Origin of the sequence: Pseudomonas sp. MWU13-2862, from assembly GCF_023242495.1 — a bacterium.
GTDB lineage: Bacteria > Pseudomonadota > Gammaproteobacteria > Pseudomonadales > Pseudomonadaceae > Aquipseudomonas > Aquipseudomonas gingeri_D.
Genome location: NZ_JALMEZ010000018.1, coordinates 78,215 through 94,123, shown reverse-complemented (window position 1 = coordinate 94,123; position 15,909 = coordinate 78,215). Strand labels below are relative to the sequence as shown.

The window sequence follows — 15,909 nt, the reverse complement described above, 5'->3', positions numbered from 1 at the left end:
GCTCGCTTTCCATTGAGTGAAATTTCCTAGAAACTTCTACCCTGTTGCTCCTGGCAGAACCGGTGGCTAGTCTGCATCTTGTCACCGCAAAAACGGTGATACGGACGTGCAAGTCCGGAATTCTGTTATGACGCACAACGCCCATGTCATGCCTGGGCGTTTTTGCAGTCCGCCTGTTTATGGTGGCTGTGCGTGGGAGACCTTCGGGTCTGCCGGGTGTCCTAACAGACCTGGTCTTGCACACCTGCGTACAGCTGCCACCCTCATTCGTGTGCAAGCGAGAAGGTGTCGGCTCCTTATCTCTGTTAGGAGTTTCAGACATGTTCAAGATCACGCCCAACCCTCCTGTGTCACTGCGCGTCGAAACCATCGATCCGCACATCGTCGACCGTGCGTTGGCGCATTACAATTTGCCGCCAGGCGCGAGTTCGAAGCGACGCGGCGCCAATTCAACCCGCAAAATCAGCGCCGAACCTGAAAGCCGTGAAGAGATCCTGGTCGACGCCAGTTCGATTCTCGAGTCAGCGGCGGCCACCGCCTACGAACATGCCGATAACCTCACCGGCCCCTTCGCTGCGATGCGGCGTCCCGACAAGCCAAGCTCCTACAGGACGGCGCCGGACACAAATCTGGGGTACGGCCTAAACCTGTAGGAGCAGGGCTTGCCCGCGAAGCTTTTAGCGATCTCACGGTCCTCTTCGCTGCTGCGTCATCGCCCCTCATGCTGCCGCCGATAAGCCCCCGGCTGCACCCCGAGCGCTTTGGCAAACGCCCGGGTAAACGCCGCAATCGACTGATACCCCACCGCCGCACACACCTGTTCCACGGTGTTATTGGCCCGCAGCAACTGACTGGCATGGCGCATCCGCAACGCCAGCAGCACCTGCCCCGGTGACTGTCCGGCCAGTTCGTTGAAGCGCTTGAAAAACGCCGAACGCGACATCCCGGTACAAGCCGCCATGCTCTCCAACGACCAATTCTCCCCGGGCCGTTCGATCAACTGCTCCAGCAATGGCGCAAACCCCGGATGCCGGGCCAGTGCCACCAATCCACCCAGGCTCCGGTTCTCCGCCACCTGCTGGCGCAGCACATACAGAAACAACAAATGACTCAAGCGTTCCAGCAGCGCCGAGGAGGGCGTCGGTGCCCGTTCGCACTCGGCCAGGATCAACCCGAACAACGCCCGCGCGGCGCTCAACGACGGATCGCCCGCCCGCAGCACAATCCAGTCCGGCAACCCGTCGATAATCAATGACGACAGCCCGGACTTGAAATGAAAGAACCCGCACACCAGCCCCACGCCATCCTGCGCAGCGCTGTCTAGCCCGGTCATCGCCTGGCGCGGCAAGCGTTGCGCCTCTACGCTGTTTTGAGCACTCGACAACCGATAATCCAGGTCCCGCAGCAAAAACACCGCATCCCCGGCCTCCAGCCGCAGGCTTTCTTGCTGTCCATCAATATGCAGCCAGCAATGACCCTGCACGATCAGGTGGAAGCTCGCCCGCGCCAAGCCATGGGTGCTGGCGTGCCAGCCGCCGCAATAACGGCCCACATGGAACAGGCTCGCATCCAGTTCCAGGCTTTCTAATAACCAATCAACCAGTGGACTCGACGAAATCATCTAATGGAAACACTCAGAAGCAAGGAATCGCTACTTTTGAATATGGATAGGAATTCTTATAACCAACAGACTTGTCGGACTCACCCTACAGCAGGAGTCCACTCCATGTCGCGCGTCACTCTCCATACACTGCAAAGCGCTCCCGAAGCGGCCAAGCCTTTCCTGGAAAACGCCCAGAAGAATTCCGGGTTTATCCCCAACCTGCTCGCCGTCCTCGCCAATGCACCGGCGGCGCTGGAAACCTACGTTACGGTATCGGCACTCAATGGCAAGGCCGAGCTGAGCCTGGCCGAGCGCGAAGTGGTGCAACTGGTGGCCGCCACCACTCACGGCTGTGACTTCTGTGTTGCCGGGCACACGGCGGTGGCCCTGAACAAGGCCAAGTTGCCGGCCGAAGTGGTCGACGCCTTGCGCGGACAGGACGAACTGCCCCAGGAAAAGCTCGAAGTCCTCGCCGCTTTTGCCCGGGAAGTGATCGCCACCCGCGGCAATGTCAGCGACCCGGTGTTCAGCGAATTCCTCGCCGCCGGCTACACCCAGGGCAACGCCCTGGAAGTGATCCTCGGGGTAAGCCTGGCCACACTGTGCAATTTCGCCAATGTCTTTGCCCGCACGCCGCTCAATCCTGAGCTGGCGAAATATCGTTGGCAGTCGACAGATCAATGATTCATCGGCGTCGGCTATTATTCGACGTTGTCTTCAAGGAGAAAACGACATGCTCAATCCGGCACTGAGTCAATGGCTCGACGTACAAGCCCAGGCTCTGGATCTGGGGCAGTGCGACCCACAGGATGTGATTTCCCGATTGGCGACGGCCAAGGTGCTGCGCATCGGTGTTCCAGAGGCCCAGGGCGGCAGCGGCGGCACGGCGGCCGATGCGGTGGAAAGCATCGCCCAGGTGGCCAGCCATTCCCTGGCGGCGGCCTTTGTGTTCTGGGGCCAACGGGCTTTTATCGAGTACCTGCTGCACAGTCCCAACACGGCATTGCGCGAGCATCTGCTGCCGTCGTTGCTCAGCGGTGAACTGGCCGGCGCCACCGGACTGTCGAATGCCATGAAGTTCCTCTCGGGCATCGAGTCGCTGCAACTGCGGGCCCGCGATCAAGGCGATGGCTGGTGCCTGGATGGCCGTCTGCACTGGGTGACCAATCTGCGCAAAAGCGGTTTTGTGGTGGCGGCCGCCATCGAACGAGAGGAGGGCGGCACACCCTTCGTGCTGGCGATTCCGGATGCCCTGAGTGGTCTGCAACGCTCGGACGACTTGCAACTGATGGGCCTGCAGTCGAGCAATACCGCCGCCCTGGACTTCAAGCGGGTGGAAGTCAGCCGCGACTGGTTGCTCCACGACGATGCCCGGGTCTTTCTGCCGGCGGTGCGCCCGGCTTTCCTCGGCCTGCAATGCGGCATGGCCATCGGCCTGGCGCGCCAGGCGCTGAAGGAAGTGGACGGCCATCTGCAAGACACCCGCTCGATTCTGCGCGAACCCTTGCTGGAACAGCGCCACGCTCTTGAGCAAACGGTGGAGGAACTCAAGAACGGTCTGCACGACGGGCGCTTCCTGACCCAGCCGAGCGCCTTGTTCCAGATCCGCATCAGCCTGGCCGAGTCGGTTGCCCAGGCGGTGCAACTGGAGTTGCAGGCCAGCGGCGGCAAGGCCTATCTGAATGAATACGGCAGTGGCTTCGCCCGGCGTTGGCGCGAGTCGGCGTTTGTACCTATCGTCACCCCGAGCCTGGTGCAATTGCGCGCCGAGCTGCAACGCCAGGCCCGGGATACCGCGGCATGAGCGGGCCGTTGCTGGAGGCCCGGCAGATCAGCCTCGGTTACCCCCGCGAACAGGGCTGGCAAACGGTGCTGGAAGGTTTCGACCTGCAACTGCAAGCCGGCGAGGTGGTGTCGATCCTCGGCCCCAGCGGCGTCGGTAAATCCAGCCTGTTGCGGGTCCTGGCCGGTTTGCAGACGGCTCACGCAGGCCGCGTGCATTTCCTCGGCGACCCCCTGGACGGCCCGCACCCGCGGGTGGCGGTGGCCTTTCAGGACCCCAGCCTGCTGCCCTGGTTGAGCCTGGAAAAGAATGTCGCCTTCGGCCTCGATTTCGCTCGCCAGCCGCACCTGGATGCCCAGGAGCGCGAGGCGCGGATCGACCACGCGATTGCCGCCGTCGGCCTGCAACACGCCCGAGGCCAGTACCCGGCGCAGTTGTCCGGCGGCATGGCCCAGCGCACGGCGTTGGCCCGCTGTCTGGCCCGCCAGCCGCAGGTCTTGTTTCTCGACGAGCCTTTCGGCGCCCTGGATGAGGTGACCCGCGCCGATATGCAACAACTGCTGCTCAAGGTGATCGCCGAGCACAACACGGCGGCGGTGTTGATCACCCACGACATTGATGAAGCCCTGCTGCTCTCCGAGCGGATCCTGCTACTGGGCCACAGCCCGGCGCGGACCCTCGGCGAGTGGCGTATCGACCTGCCTCAGCCGCGTGCCGAGCTGGTGGAGGAACTGGGCACCCTGCGTATCGAGATTCTCAAGACCCTTCGGCGGGCCAGCCGCACCTCACCCCCTCACTCTTTGCTCGAAACGTCGGAGATGGCTCATGTGCCTGGATGACTTCACCCATACACGTCGTGACTTCCTCAAACTCAGCGCCTTGCTGACCGCCGGCGGTGCCTTGCCGCTGCTCAACAGCCTGCAGGCCCGTGCCGCGTCGGAGCCCAATGCGCCGGTGCGCATCGGCTACCTGCCGATCACCGATGCCACGCCGTTGCTGGTGGCCCATAACAACGGCCTGTTCGAGGCCGAAGGCATCCAGGCCGAGCGCCCGGTGCTGCTGCGCAGTTGGGCCCAGGTGATCGAGGCGTTTATTTCCGGGCAGGTCAACGTGATCCACCTGTTGTCGCCGATGACCGTCTGGGCGCGCTACGGCAGCAAGGTGCCGGCCAAGGTGGTGGCCTGGAACCATGTCGGCGGTTCGGGCCTGACCGTGGGGCCGGGTATCACCGAGGTCAAACAACTGGGCGGGCAGTCGGTGGCGATTCCGTTCTGGTACTCGATCCACAACGTGGTGGTCCAGCAACTGCTGCGCGACAACGGCCTGCAACCGGTGAGCAAGCCCACCAGCAGCGTGCTGGCCGCCAACGAGGTCAACCTGGTGGTGCTGCCGCCCTCGGATATGCCGCCGGCCCTGGCGAGCAAGCGCATTGCCGGCTATATCGTCGCCGAGCCGTTCAATGCCCTGGCCGAGGAACTGAAGGTCGGCCGGGTACAGCGCTTCACCGGCGATCTCTGGCGCAATCACGCCTGCTGCGTGGTGTTTATGCACGAGCAGGACCTGAACAACCGACCCGAGTGGTCGCAGAAGGTGGTCAACGCCATCGTCAAGGCTCAGCTCTGGACCCGCGACAATCGCGCCGAGGCGGCTAAATTGCTGTCCAAGGACGGCACCAATCGCTACACCCCCCACACCACCCAGGTGCTCAATCGGGTGTTGGTGCCCAGTGCCGCCGATCGTGACGCCTACCTGGCCAGCGGGGCGATCCAGCACGGCAACTGGGACGAGCAGCGCATCGATTTCCAGCCATACCCGTTCCCCAGCTACACCGAGGAACTGGTCAAGCGCCTGAAGAACACCCTGATCGAAGGCGACAAGGGTTTCCTCGCCGGCCTCGATCCGCAGCAGACCGCCCGTGATCTGGTGGACGACCGCTTCGTACGCAACAGCCTGGCGGCGGTGGGCGGGCTCAAGGCCTTCGGTTTGCCGGACAGCTTTGAACGCAGCGAGGAGTTCGGCATTTGATCGGCAAGTCTTCCTCATCGCTCCTGCATTGGGGGTTGGGCCTGGCGGGATTGTTCTGCCTGCTGCTGTTCTGGTGGCTGGGCGTGCACCTGTTCGGCAGCCCTGACGGGCTGTCGGCGCGCTTCTCGCCCGAAGCGACACTGACCAGCCTGGTGGAGCTGCTGGGCCGTGCCGAGCTCTATGAAAACGTGCTGGTCAGCCTCAAGCGCATTCTGATCGGGCTGTTGCTGGCCCTGTTGGTCGGCGTGCCGCTGGGGCTGCTGATCGGCAGCTATCGGCACCTGGAGGCGGCGACCACCCCGGCGTTCCAGTTTCTGCGGATGATCTCGCCGTTGTCCTGGATGCCGGTGGTGGTGATGCTGATGGGGGTCGGTGACCAGCCGATCTATTTCCTGCTGGCCTTTGCCGCTGTCTGGCCGATCCTGCTCAATACCGTGGCCGGGGTGCGCCAGCTCGACCCGCGCTGGCTGCAACTGAGCCGCAGCCTCAGCGCGACCCGCTGGGAAACCCTGCGCCAGGTCATCCTGCCTGGTGTGCTCGGCCATGTGCTGACCGGCGTGCGGCTGTCCATCGGGATTCTCTGGATCGTGCTGGTGCCCTGCGAAATGCTCGGGGTCAGCGCCGGGCTCGGCTACTTTATCCTCGATACCCGTGACCGCCTGGCCTATTCGGAACTGATGGCCATGGTGCTGTTGATCGGCGTGCTGGGTTTTATGCTCGATGCCCTGGCGCGCGGCCTGCATCGGCGTTGGGCGCATTCCTGACGCTAACCTGACAAATTATGCGGAATATACATATCTGTAACATTTTGAAATGTATACTTCCGCCCTGAGCCATACCCCCCACGTTTCAACCGCCACCCCCAGGAGATTCGAACTTGGACCCTGCCCATTCTCGGTAGGCCACGTAGCGGGATTTACAAAGGGATACCGCCGGTGCGCAGCCGTCGCCCCGGTATCCAGTCTGTAGCGTTCAGTACGTGGCCTTGCTTCGACGATTTTCCAACCACTTCTCCAGAATGTGCTGTGCTTAGACTGCCGGCACCGCAGCGCTTTGTGCGTTTGTACCCTGGAGTTCGTGGGCCTGTATTTCAGAACGCTGCTGGAATCATTGACGATGAATAAAGTATTACGCCATTACATCCCGGCCAGTACCCGGCGCTTGCTGCCCAATCGCTGGGACCTGATCGCGCTGCCGCTGGTGGTGGGTTTCCTGCTGTTTTTCTCGATCGGCGCGCGGGAAACCTGGGCACCGATCTCGACCTTGCAGAGCCAGGTGATCTCCCTCGATCCGGGCAACCTGCCGGAATATGCCATACGCACCACCCTGCGCATGCTCGCGGCGATGGTCGCGGCGTTGATCTTCACCTTTCTCTACGGGACCCTGGCGGCCAAGAGCAAACGCGCCGAGAAACTGCTGGTGCCGGTGCTGGATATCCTCCAGTCGGTGCCGGTGCTGGGTTATATCTCGTTCACCGTGACCTTCTTTCTCCTGCTGTTTCCGGGACGGGTGCTGGGCGCCGAGTGCGCGGCGATCTTTGCGATCTTCACCAGCCAGGCCTGGAACATGACGTTCAGCTTCTACCAGTCGCTGCGCATGCTGCCGCGGGACCTGACGGAAGTCTCCGAGAGCCTGCAGCTGTCCGGCTGGCAGAAGTTCTGGAAGCTCGACGTGCCGTTCGCCATGCCCGGGCTGATCTGGAACATGATGATGAGCATGTCCGGCGGCTGGTTCTTCGTGGTGGCGTCGGAGGCGATTACCGTCGGCGACAAGACCATCACCCTGCCGGGCATCGGTTCCTACCTGGCCACCGCTATCGAACAGCGTGACCTCACCGCCGTGGGTTATGTGATCCTGGCGATGGTGGTGGTGATCCTGGTCTACGACCAGTTCCTGTTCCGTCCGCTGGTGGCCTGGGCGGACAAGTTCCGTATGGAAGACACCGCGGCCCAGGGCGGCGCGCCGGAATCCTGGGTGCTCAACCTGATCCAGCGGACCCGGGTCATCCAGCGTCTGATCCGGCCGATTTCACGTTTCTTTACCCGGATCGGCCATCTGCGCCTGAGCCTGCCCCGGGTCAAGTCCCGGGCCAGCGCACCCAACCCCTCGACGTCGCGGGTGGTTGATTGGGTCTGGGGTGTGTTCATCACCTTGCTCGCGGCCTATGCGCTGTACCACATTGCTATGTATGTCAGCAGTGAAGTGACCCTCGCCGATGTCGGCGAAGTCATTGGCCTGGGGGCAATCACCCTGGTCCGGGTGACCTTGCTGATCGCCGTGGCTTCGGTGATCTGGGTGCCGCTGGGGGTGATGATCGGCCTGCGTCCGCACCTGGCCGAGAAGATCCAACCCTTGGCGCAGTTCCTCGCGGCGTTCCCGGCGAACCTGCTGTTCCCGGTGTTCGTCATCGTGATCCTGCACTACAACCTGAACCCGGATATCTGGCTGAGCCCGCTGATCGTGCTCGGGACCCAGTGGTACATCCTGTTCAACGTGATTGCCGGCGCCAGCGCCTTCCCCAACGACTTCCGTGAAGCCGCCGCGAACTTCCATATCCGTGGCTGGCAGTGGTGGCGCAAGGTCATGTTGCCGGGGATCTTCCCGTATTACGTGACCGGTGCGATCACCGCTTCCGGTGGCGCGTGGAACGCCAGTATCGTTTCCGAGTTCGTTTCCTGGGGCCAGGACAAGGTCGTGGCCCACGGCCTGGGGGCTTATATCGCCCAGACCACGGCCGCCGGCGACTTTCCGAAAATCACCCTGGGCGTCGTGGTCATGTCGGTCTTTGTGGTGGCCTTCAACCGTCTGCTCTGGCGGCCGATGTACGCCATCGCCGAAAACAAACTTCGTCTGAATTAATCCGAGCCGCTCTTATGAACAGTCATATCGAATACACCAGCAGCGCCCGCGAAATCTACTCGCTCACCAATGTGAGCAAGGGCTTTGGCAACGGCAAGGATGAGCGTCAGGTACTCAGCGAAGTCGACCTGCACCTGCACGAAGGCGAAGTCGTCGGGTTGCTGGGGCGCTCGGGCTCCGGCAAGTCGACCTTGCTGCGGATCATTGCCGGCCTGATCCAGCCGACTTCCGGCGAAGTGCTCTACAACGGCGAAGCCCTGGACGGCCCGGCCAAGGGCGTGGCGATGGTGTTCCAGACCTTCGCCCTGTTTCCCTGGCTGACCGTGCTGGAAAACGTTGAAGCCGGCTTGCAGGCCTTGCAGGTCGAGCCCAAGGAAGCGCGCAAGCGCGCACTGGCGGCCATCGACCTGATCGGTCTCGACGGTTTCGAGAACGCCTATCCGCGCGAGCTGTCCGGTGGCATGCGCCAGCGCGTGGGTTTTGCCCGCGGCCTGGTGGTCAACCCGACCCTGCTGCTGATGGACGAGCCGTTTTCCGCCCTCGACGTGCTCACCGCGGAGAACCTGCGGACCGACCTGCTGGAGTTGTGGAGCGGCGGCCAACTGCCGATCAAGTCGATCCTGATCGTGACCCACAACATCGAGGAAGCGGTGCTGATGTGCGACCGCATCCTGGTGCTGTCGTCCAACCCGGGGCGCGTCGTGGCGCAGATCAAGGTGCCGTTCGCCCACCCGCGCAACCGTCTGGATCCGATCTTCCGCAAGATGGTCGACGATATCTACGCGCTGATGACCAACCGTCGCAGTGCCGACGAACGCACCGGCAAGGCTGAGCTGCAACTGGGCAGCCGCCTGCCGGAAGTGCCGACCAACCTGATGGCCGGTCTGATCGAAGCCCTTGCGGCCGAGCCGTACCATGGCCATGCCGGTTTGCCGAACGTCGCCGAGCGCTTGCTGCTGGAAGTCGATGACCTGTTTCCGGTGGCCGAGATGCTCGAGCACCTGGGTTTTGCCGAGCTGCGCGGGGCCGATATCAAGCTCACCGATGCGGGCAAGCGTTTTGCCGAAGACGGTACCCAGGAACGCAAGGTGATGTTTGCCGAGCATCTGCTGCGCACCGTGCCCCTGGCGGCGCGGATTCGCCAGGTGTTGCAGGAGCGTAACGGGCACTGGGCGCCGCGGGTGCGTTTCGAACAGGAACTGGAAGACTCCCTCAGCGAAGACTTCGTCGAGCAGACCCTGGAAAGCGTGATCAGCTGGGGCCGCTACGCCGAGATCTTCTCCTACAACGACACCACCGAAACCTTCAGCCTGGAAGACGTGGAAGGCGAGATCTGATAACGCAACCCCTGTAGGAGCTGGCTTGCAGCGATGAGGCCCTTGAGCCTTGCGCTGTCCATTCGGACGCCATCGCTGGCAAGCCGGCTCCCACAGGTTCCGCGGTGTGCAGGCCTGTTTGTACCTGACTGCGAACCCCTCGCAGATCCGGGATATCCGAAGTTTTCACCTGACCGTAACGGATCGGGTACATGCCGAGGATCAATCTCTCCCTTGCCTCCGGTTGTTTCGCAGGCGGGCCAGTTTGAAGGGTCGAGACAGTAAGTAGTGAACCGTGCTCCAGTCCAAGTCATGGCCGGGCACGTCTGCTGATCCCAACTTAAGGAGAGTCCGATGTCCATCGGCGCAATTCCAGCTGCAAACCCAGTCTCTGTGCGTATTGCCGGTCAGTCCCAGACGACCCCGACACCTGCACAGAAAACTTCCACTACCGCCACCACCACCGCCAGCATCGTCGCCGACGCCTTGAAGGAAGCGACCGAAACCGCGGCACAAACCGCACAGGAAGCCAGTCATGGCGACCGCGTAGCGCAGAAGTTGGTGCAAAAGCACCAGCATCACACCGCCACGGCCACTGCGGCACCGAAAGCCGTTTCCAACGGCAGCGGTCAGCCGATCGGCGAAACCATCAGCACCAAGGCGTAAGCTGCGGTCACAGGGTTCCATCAGTCAGCCCGGCCGGTACCGGGTTGACTGAGGTCGGGCGTTATCGTTTCAGATATGCAACGCGGCCAGGCCGCCGAGCACCACGCTGACACCCGCCGCGGTGTAGGCCAGGCGCTTGAGCCATTCCTTGCGGGTCAGCAAGGTGATCGCCGCCAGCGAAATGGCAATCTGGATCGCCGTCATCGCCTGGGCCCAGCGATGGTGCTGGTGCAGGACCTGCTCGGATTTGTCATCCCACTCGCGACTCTTGGCTTCCAGGCCTTCGGCATTCTGCCGCACGACTTCCTTTTCCTTCTTGTAGCGCTCGACCTCGGCGGTGTAATGCGCGGCGTCCAGGCCCGGGATATGGCTGGCCATCTCCGAGAGGTTCTGCCGGCTGGACTTGGCCTGGTAGTAGTTCCACTGGTTGGCGGCTTCGGTCTTGAGGATCGCGGCGTTGTTCTTGTCCATCGCCGCTTCGCTTTCCGTGGAGCCCGCCTGGTAGCTGAGCATGGCGCCAATCGTGGCCATGATCGCGGTCATCACCGCGATCCGGCTGGCAAAGCTGTCTCCACGGGCATGGGCGTGTTCGGTGGTGTGTTCGACGTGTTTTTCGTGAGGGCTTGGGACTTCGAAGTTTTCGGTCATCAGGGACGGATCTTTGGGTGAAGAAGGGCGGGGACAAAGTGTAAAGCGAGTGCTGGCGGATGGCTCTCTCTCATTGATGAATATTCGAATATACCGAGGCGGGGGAGGCGTTCGCCGCAGGATGCTCGTCTTGCATATGGATGGTTTGCAGGGGGATATCCAGGGTGAACAGGGCGCCCCTGCCCGGGCCGTCACTGTGCACGTAGAGGCGGCCGTCCATCTCGAGCGCCGCCAGGGCGCAGCTGTGCAAACCGAAGCCGTGACCGTCCTTGCGGGTGGTGAAACCATGGGTGAAGATCCGCGCGAGGTTTTCCGGCGCAATGCCTTCGCCTTCATCCTTGACGCTGATGCGCAGGGTCTTGCCGTCGACCACCCGCACGCCCAGGGTGATGTCCCGGTCGCGGTTGGTCAGGTCCGACACCGCGTACTTGGCGTTGCTGATCAGGTTGATCAGGATCAGCAGCAGCCGGTGCTTGTCGCCGAGAAAGGTCGGGACCGGGTGGTAGTCCTTGAGCACCGTGACCTTGTGCCGGTTCAGGGCCCCCGAGTTCATGCGCAGGGCATCTTCGAACAGGTCGGTGATGTTCACCGCTTCCAGCAGCTTGGCCGCGCCGGCATAGGATTGCTGGGTGGCGACGATTTCCTTGATGTGGTCGACGCTTTTACTCAGTTGCGCCAGTTCCTGGATGATCTCGGTCTGCTCGGTGGCGACGGCCGCGGCCAGCTGGTTGAGGTAGGCGGGCAGCAGCTTGCCTTTTTCGTCACGGCTGACAAAGTCCCCCAGGTCGTCGGCGTGCTCGTTCATCAACTGTACCGCCTTGGTCAGTCCCTGGGCCTTGCTGGAGCGGATCTTGCGGGTCACCAGATCGGCGGAGATGTTCACGCTGTTGAGCACGTTGCCGACGTTATGCAGGACGTTGGTCGCGATTTCCGCCATGCCGGCCGTGCGCGCGGCGTCCATCAGCTCGCTCTGGGCTTCCTTGAGTTCGCGGGTGCGTTCTTCGACACGCTGTTCGAGGCGGTCGTTGGACAGCTGCAAGGCGCTGTTCATCTGGTTGATCAGCGCATAGCTGCGCAACTGGCGAATGATCAGGTAGAACACCAGCACGGCCATCAGCGCCGCGCACACGCTGAGATAGATCAGGTACTGGCGGTCCTGGAGCTCGGCGCGGCGCTGGATTTCATTCAACAGTTCGTTGATGCCGTCGAGGCTGGCGGCCACCGGGATAAAGCCGATGCGGTCCAGCAGGTCATTGACCTGGGGTTGTTCGCTGACCACCACATTGGCCTGGGCGATCAGCTTGTCGATGGACGGGCCCAGGGCCGCCGGCAGGCTGGTCTTTTGTGCCGCCAGGTGCTGGATCTGCCGTTCGATCTTGTCGGCTTTGCCATTGGACACGTGCTGCGCATATTCCAGGGCGCTCAAGGTCAGCTTCGAGGCGCTGTAGAGCACGCTCAGGGTTTCCACCGGGTGTTCGGCGCTGAAGGGTTCCAGGTCGGTCTGGACGGTGTCTTCGATCGCCGACAGGGTTTCCAGGTCATCGCGCAAGGCGGTGTTGTGGGCCTGGAACTGCTCGATCAGCTTGTTCTTTTCCGCCGTGGCGTCGAGGTAGGCCTTCTTGCGCGCCTGCCAGATGCTGGAGTTGTCCAGGGAGCTGTTCTGCGCGACCAACTGGTCCCAGCGTCGGCTGGAATCGGCGATGGGGATGGCCAGCAGGTTGTAATTGTATTCGTCGCTGATGCGGGTCTTGAGAATCTTCGCGTCGAGCCTGGCATCCAGCTGCTTGAGCTGGCGGAGCAGGTCGCGGGACTCGAAATAGGTGGAGGTTTCCCGGGAAAAGGCCTTGATCAGCAGGAACGCCAGGAGGCTGACCAGAATGGCAAACAGGGTGACCAGCGCCGCACTTCTGTATCGGCTCCATCGCATCATTGCGTACTTCCTGTGTCCGGTTGACGTGGCGGCTTCGGGCTCTTTTCGCAAAGTGTAGTGCCGCTGGGTCTGCAAGTGCTGGAAAAGTGTCATTTCTTTGCATGGGCGGGGGCTCCAGGGGTTTCATCAACTGCAACTGCTGACGGTATTCGTCGGTGATCTGGCGGGCCTCGCTGTTGTCGGTGATCACCCGCGGGGTGATCGGCACGATCAGTTCCGCTGACCGAGGCGGGCGTGCAACTGTTGCCGCCGGCGCTGCCTTCATCCAGCAAGGCCGCCTGGGCCGCAGCGCTGAGCCCGGAGAGGGCCAGACAAAAAATGACAATATTGAAGACGCCGGTGATGGACGGTTTATTCAGTTTCATGAACGTATCCTCATGATGAATCGCCAGGCTCCATACCTATGGGAAAAGACTGAGCCTTAATCAAGGGAACGCCTACTGTCATCTCTGGCAGTAGGCAGCCTGAGGGTTTGGGGCAGGCTGATTTATGAAAACGGTTTTAAGTGTGACACATGGGTTTTCGAGGAGATTGATATGAACGGGGTGTTCAATGACCTGGTAAAGGATGACGTTGTGGCTGATGGTGTTGCGGTTGGGCTTGTGTTGTATGGGCGAAAAGTACTTGTGTCATTTTTATGGGGTGTTACGGTCTGCTTTGTCGGAGGATTTACTTCTCAGGCACACGCTCAGCCCGTGCGCGACTTGGCGTCAGCCTTTAATGAGGCGTTGGGTGAAAAGCATTTCACAAATCAACTTGTTGTCGATAAGGAGTATCCAGAGCTGCCGAATGAAGAAATAGGCGATTCCCCCCTTCGGTCCCGGCCAGCCGCACTCCGAACACGGCTGAGGGTAGCATCAAGAAGAAATTTGGATTTTGCTGAAAAGGAGTGTGGTACAGCCCGCCGTTGCTCGGTGAGATCAGCACTGCCCGTTAGAGAAAACCATGTTTCATGAATGTTTCGTCATCTTTCCGGCGGGCGGAAGCCGTGGCGGGGGCTAGATAGAATTCAATTAGCTAAGTGTTAAGGCGTTTATAAACTATTAGTTAATAAGCTCTGCCAATTCCTTAATCCATAGATAATGGTCGATTGAGAGCCTGCGCAGGTGCAGTCTGCCCAGCGCGGCGGGTTATTCCCTATTTCTCATATCGAGTCAGTGATCATGAATATCTATACCAAGTGCTTGACCGTTGCGGTCGTGCTTTTCAGTGCCCAAACCTTTGCCCTGGATAGAAAAGACATCGCGCAAGTTATCAGCGTGGATTCCGATCCTTATGCCTGCGGCATCGTCGACGCGAAGATGACCTACAAGACGCCGACCGGGGAGATCAAGGAGTACAAGTACAAGACCTGGGGCAGCGGTTGTTCCGGGGATTGATGGATCGAGTCGGTTGATAAGCAGTCTGGATTATTGAAAACGTCATATCACCTGATGTGGGAGCGAAGCTTGCCCGCGAAGCTATTGGCGGCCTCAAGGGCCTCTTCGCGAGCAAGCTCTGCTCCTACAAGGACCGTGTTCGGCCCTGATTGAGCGGCATCAGGGTTTTCCAAGCCCCACGGTTTCTTACCAGATCGGGATCACATAACTCACGTAGAAGCGGTTTTCGTCCTGGATCGTCTGGCCGGTGATGTCCGGGCTGGCATGGGCATTCTGCCAGCGCACGCCGAGGCCTTTCAGCTGGCCGGTAGGGACGTTGTAGGCCAGGGAGATATCGCGTTCCCATTCCTTGGCATTCGGATCGGCCGGTGTACGGATCTGGTCGCCATGGACGTAGGTGGTGGCGAACACCAGGCCATTCACACCCAACTGGGCGAAGTCATATTTGTACTGCGCCAGCCAGCTGCGCTCACCCGCGTGCTGGAATTTGTTCAATTGCATATTGGTCAGTGCCGGGCTGTCGGCGCCCGAACCCGGGCCCTGGAGTTCGGCACCGCTGTTCAGGCCGGAGTCCAGGTACGGGAAGTCGCTGTTGCCGCTGTTCTTCTGCACGCCGAGGCCGACGGTGTGGCCGGACAGGCTGTAGCTTTCCATCAGGCTGACGGTCGACTGGTTGATCCGGCCCTTGGTCAGGCCGTTGCCGTAGTAGCCGGCGGCCGAGTACTGGCTGTCGCCATCGGCGTTGCCGCCGGTGCCCAGGCTGCGGTAGGCGCGGAAGTCGCTGTCGATGGCGCCGACGGGCAGGGCGTCATGACGCTTGGCACCGAGGAAGGCCTGTTGGTAGTAGTCCGACAGGTTCGAGTACCAGGCGCTCAGGGTGGTGCCCGGGATACCGGCGTAGTCGGCACCGCCGTAGAGGAAGCGATCGCTTTTCTTGGTGCCGCCGGCGGTGATCATGCCGGTGTCGCCGGTTTCGTTGCGGATCTTGGTCTGGGTGATATCGCCGACGGTGAAGGTGAAGTTGTCCAGGTCCTTGGACACCAGTTGCGCACCGGTGTTGGTCTGGTGGTACAGACGGCCGTCGGTGTTGGCCAGCATCGGGTTGTTCTGGTACAGGGTACCGATGCGCAGTTCATCCTTGAGGAAACGTGCTTTGAACGTCGGGCTGATCACGCCGAACTGGTCGACGGACTTGCCGTTGTCCAGCGGGAACATACTGCCGGGGTAGCGGCCCTGGTGGGTCTTGTCGTCCAGGTCGCCGCCGGAGTCGAGCTTCAGGCCGTAGAACGCCTGCAGGTCCAGGCCCAGGCCGATGGTGCCGTCGGTGTAGCCGGACTTGAAGTCGAACTGGAAGCCCTGGCCCCAATCATGATAGCTCTTGGCCTTGGCCGTGCTGCCACTGACGCCTTGACCATCCTGGTTCAGGTAACGGTTAAGGAGGGTCACGTCGGCGTGACTGTCATCGATGAAATCCGCATGGGCGTAGATCGTGACACTCGCCAGGGCGGCGCCCACTAAGGGGCTCAACAGCTTGTTCATTGGGTTCGGATCCTAGTCACAGAATTGAAATAAGAGCAGCAAACTCTTGAAACAATTAAAGGGTCGGTATGTGACAGTTCCGAGTCAAAAGCCCCTTGCAGGACATGAACTTTAGTTTAATAAGAGCCTGATTTCGGTCAGGTTTTTTTCTGGCTGGAAGG

16 protein-coding genes are annotated in these 15,909 nt (G+C 61.3%); 11 read left to right on the top strand and 5 right to left on the bottom strand.

Going from position 1 to position 15,909, the window contains the following annotated elements; translation table 11 throughout:
- Positions 1-320: 320 nt before the first annotated feature.
- Positions 321-653 carry a hypothetical protein gene (locus tag M5C56_RS27405; RefSeq protein ID WP_247263378.1) on the top strand — a complete coding sequence of 111 codons (333 nt, stop codon included), beginning with the start codon at positions 321-323 and terminating at the stop codon, positions 651-653.
- Between the two features lie 56 nt (positions 654-709).
- On the opposite strand, the gene M5C56_RS27400 is transcribed toward M5C56_RS27405, so the two are convergent.
- The gene (locus tag M5C56_RS27400) at positions 710-1,621 is read right to left on the bottom strand and encodes an AraC family transcriptional regulator (protein ID WP_103499677.1); all 912 of its coding nucleotides are present in this window, start codon (positions 1,619-1,621) and stop codon (positions 710-712) included.
- Positions 1,622-1,726: 105 nt separating this feature from the next.
- On the opposite strand from M5C56_RS27400, the gene M5C56_RS27395 reads away from it, so the two are divergent.
- The 8 genes from M5C56_RS27395 (at position 1,727) to M5C56_RS27360 (ending at position 10,252) form a co-directional block, all read left to right on the top strand.
- Positions 1,727-2,287, top strand: coding sequence for a carboxymuconolactone decarboxylase family protein (locus M5C56_RS27395; protein ID WP_103499678.1), 561 nt, complete (start codon positions 1,727-1,729; stop codon positions 2,285-2,287).
- A 49-nt stretch (positions 2,288-2,336) separates the two neighbouring features.
- The gene (locus tag M5C56_RS27390; RefSeq protein WP_103499679.1) at positions 2,337-3,407 is read left to right on the top strand and encodes an acyl-CoA dehydrogenase family protein; all 1,071 of its coding nucleotides are present in this window, start codon (positions 2,337-2,339) and stop codon (positions 3,405-3,407) included.
- The gene (locus M5C56_RS27385) at positions 3,404-4,225 is read left to right on the top strand and encodes an ABC transporter ATP-binding protein (RefSeq protein WP_103499680.1); all 822 of its coding nucleotides are present in this window, start codon (positions 3,404-3,406) and stop codon (positions 4,223-4,225) included. The genes M5C56_RS27390 and M5C56_RS27385 overlap by 4 nt, the downstream gene beginning before the upstream one ends.
- Positions 4,212-5,411: an ABC transporter substrate-binding protein gene (locus tag M5C56_RS27380; RefSeq protein WP_103499681.1), complete on the top strand. Its 1,200-nt coding sequence runs from the start codon at positions 4,212-4,214 to the stop codon at positions 5,409-5,411. Before M5C56_RS27385 ends, M5C56_RS27380 begins: the two co-directional genes overlap by 14 nt.
- Positions 5,411-6,175 carry an ABC transporter permease gene (locus M5C56_RS27375; protein ID WP_103499682.1) on the top strand — a complete coding sequence of 255 codons (765 nt, stop codon included), beginning with the start codon at positions 5,411-5,413 and terminating at the stop codon, positions 6,173-6,175. The genes M5C56_RS27380 and M5C56_RS27375 overlap by 1 nt, the downstream gene beginning before the upstream one ends.
- A gap of 352 nt (positions 6,176-6,527) precedes the next feature.
- Entirely contained in the window at positions 6,528-8,270 is a 1,743-nt protein-coding gene (locus M5C56_RS27370) for an ABC transporter permease subunit (protein ID WP_247263379.1), read from the top strand.
- Positions 8,271-8,284: 14 nt separating this feature from the next.
- Complete coding sequence (locus tag M5C56_RS27365) at positions 8,285-9,607, top strand: nitrate/sulfonate/bicarbonate ABC transporter ATP-binding protein (RefSeq protein ID WP_103495575.1); 1,323 nt, start codon at positions 8,285-8,287, stop codon at positions 9,605-9,607.
- Positions 9,608-9,940: 333 nt separating this feature from the next.
- The gene (locus tag M5C56_RS27360) at positions 9,941-10,252 is read left to right on the top strand and encodes a hypothetical protein (protein WP_103495574.1); all 312 of its coding nucleotides are present in this window, start codon (positions 9,941-9,943) and stop codon (positions 10,250-10,252) included.
- A 69-nt stretch (positions 10,253-10,321) separates the two neighbouring features.
- Here M5C56_RS27360 and M5C56_RS27355 read toward each other — a convergent pair whose 3' ends face one another.
- From M5C56_RS27355 to M5C56_RS27345, 3 genes are all read right to left on the bottom strand, one after another.
- Positions 10,322-10,900 (bottom strand): DUF4337 domain-containing protein, encoded by a 579-nt coding sequence (locus M5C56_RS27355; protein WP_103495573.1) that lies wholly within the window; start codon positions 10,898-10,900, stop codon positions 10,322-10,324.
- Between the two features lie 70 nt (positions 10,901-10,970).
- Entirely contained in the window at positions 10,971-12,830 is a 1,860-nt protein-coding gene (locus M5C56_RS27350; protein WP_103495572.1) for a DAHL domain-containing protein, read from the bottom strand.
- A gap of 89 nt (positions 12,831-12,919) precedes the next feature.
- Positions 12,920-13,195: a hypothetical protein gene (locus tag M5C56_RS27345; protein ID WP_247263380.1), complete on the bottom strand. Its 276-nt coding sequence runs from the start codon at positions 13,193-13,195 to the stop codon at positions 12,920-12,922.
- Positions 13,196-13,366: 171 nt separating this feature from the next.
- On the opposite strand from M5C56_RS27345, the gene M5C56_RS27340 reads away from it, so the two are divergent.
- Together M5C56_RS27340 and M5C56_RS27335 are read left to right on the top strand one after the other, a co-directional pair.
- Entirely contained in the window at positions 13,367-13,786 is a 420-nt protein-coding gene (locus M5C56_RS27340; RefSeq protein ID WP_247263381.1) for a hypothetical protein, read from the top strand.
- A gap of 207 nt (positions 13,787-13,993) precedes the next feature.
- Positions 13,994-14,209 (top strand): DUF2790 domain-containing protein, encoded by a 216-nt coding sequence (locus tag M5C56_RS27335; RefSeq protein ID WP_103495570.1) that lies wholly within the window; start codon positions 13,994-13,996, stop codon positions 14,207-14,209.
- Between the two features lie 186 nt (positions 14,210-14,395).
- Here the strand turns inward: M5C56_RS27335 and M5C56_RS27330 are convergent, their stop codons facing one another.
- Positions 14,396-15,748 carry an OprD family outer membrane porin gene (locus M5C56_RS27330; RefSeq protein ID WP_103495569.1) on the bottom strand — a complete coding sequence of 451 codons (1,353 nt, stop codon included), beginning with the start codon at positions 15,746-15,748 and terminating at the stop codon, positions 14,396-14,398.
- Positions 15,749-15,909: the final 161 nt, after the last annotated feature.

Bases quoted from the DNA above. Each gene is read 5' to 3' on its own strand.
- M5C56_RS27405 (WP_247263378.1), top strand. From the start codon at position 321: ATGTTCAAGATCACGCCCAACCCTCCTGTGTCACTGCGCGTCGAAACC.
- M5C56_RS27400 (WP_103499677.1), bottom strand. From the start codon at position 1,621: ATGATTTCGTCGAGTCCACTGGTTGATTGGTTATTAGAAAGCCTGGAA.
- M5C56_RS27395 (WP_103499678.1), top strand. From the start codon at position 1,727: ATGTCGCGCGTCACTCTCCATACACTGCAAAGCGCTCCCGAAGCGGCC.
- M5C56_RS27390 (WP_103499679.1), top strand. From the start codon at position 2,337: ATGCTCAATCCGGCACTGAGTCAATGGCTCGACGTACAAGCCCAGGCT.
- M5C56_RS27385 (WP_103499680.1), top strand. From the start codon at position 3,404: ATGAGCGGGCCGTTGCTGGAGGCCCGGCAGATCAGCCTCGGTTACCCC.
- M5C56_RS27380 (WP_103499681.1), top strand. From the start codon at position 4,212: ATGTGCCTGGATGACTTCACCCATACACGTCGTGACTTCCTCAAACTC.
- M5C56_RS27370 (WP_247263379.1), top strand. From the start codon at position 6,528: ATGAATAAAGTATTACGCCATTACATCCCGGCCAGTACCCGGCGCTTG.
- M5C56_RS27365 (WP_103495575.1), top strand. From the start codon at position 8,285: ATGAACAGTCATATCGAATACACCAGCAGCGCCCGCGAAATCTACTCG.
- M5C56_RS27360 (WP_103495574.1), top strand. From the start codon at position 9,941: ATGTCCATCGGCGCAATTCCAGCTGCAAACCCAGTCTCTGTGCGTATT.
- M5C56_RS27355 (WP_103495573.1), bottom strand. From the start codon at position 10,900: ATGACCGAAAACTTCGAAGTCCCAAGCCCTCACGAAAAACACGTCGAA.
- M5C56_RS27350 (WP_103495572.1), bottom strand. From the start codon at position 12,830: ATGATGCGATGGAGCCGATACAGAAGTGCGGCGCTGGTCACCCTGTTT.
- M5C56_RS27345 (WP_247263380.1), bottom strand. From the start codon at position 13,195: ATGAAACTGAATAAACCGTCCATCACCGGCGTCTTCAATATTGTCATT.
- M5C56_RS27340 (WP_247263381.1), top strand. From the start codon at position 13,367: ATGAACGGGGTGTTCAATGACCTGGTAAAGGATGACGTTGTGGCTGAT.
- M5C56_RS27335 (WP_103495570.1), top strand. From the start codon at position 13,994: ATGAATATCTATACCAAGTGCTTGACCGTTGCGGTCGTGCTTTTCAGT.
- M5C56_RS27330 (WP_103495569.1), bottom strand. From the start codon at position 15,748: ATGAACAAGCTGTTGAGCCCCTTAGTGGGCGCCGCCCTGGCGAGTGTC.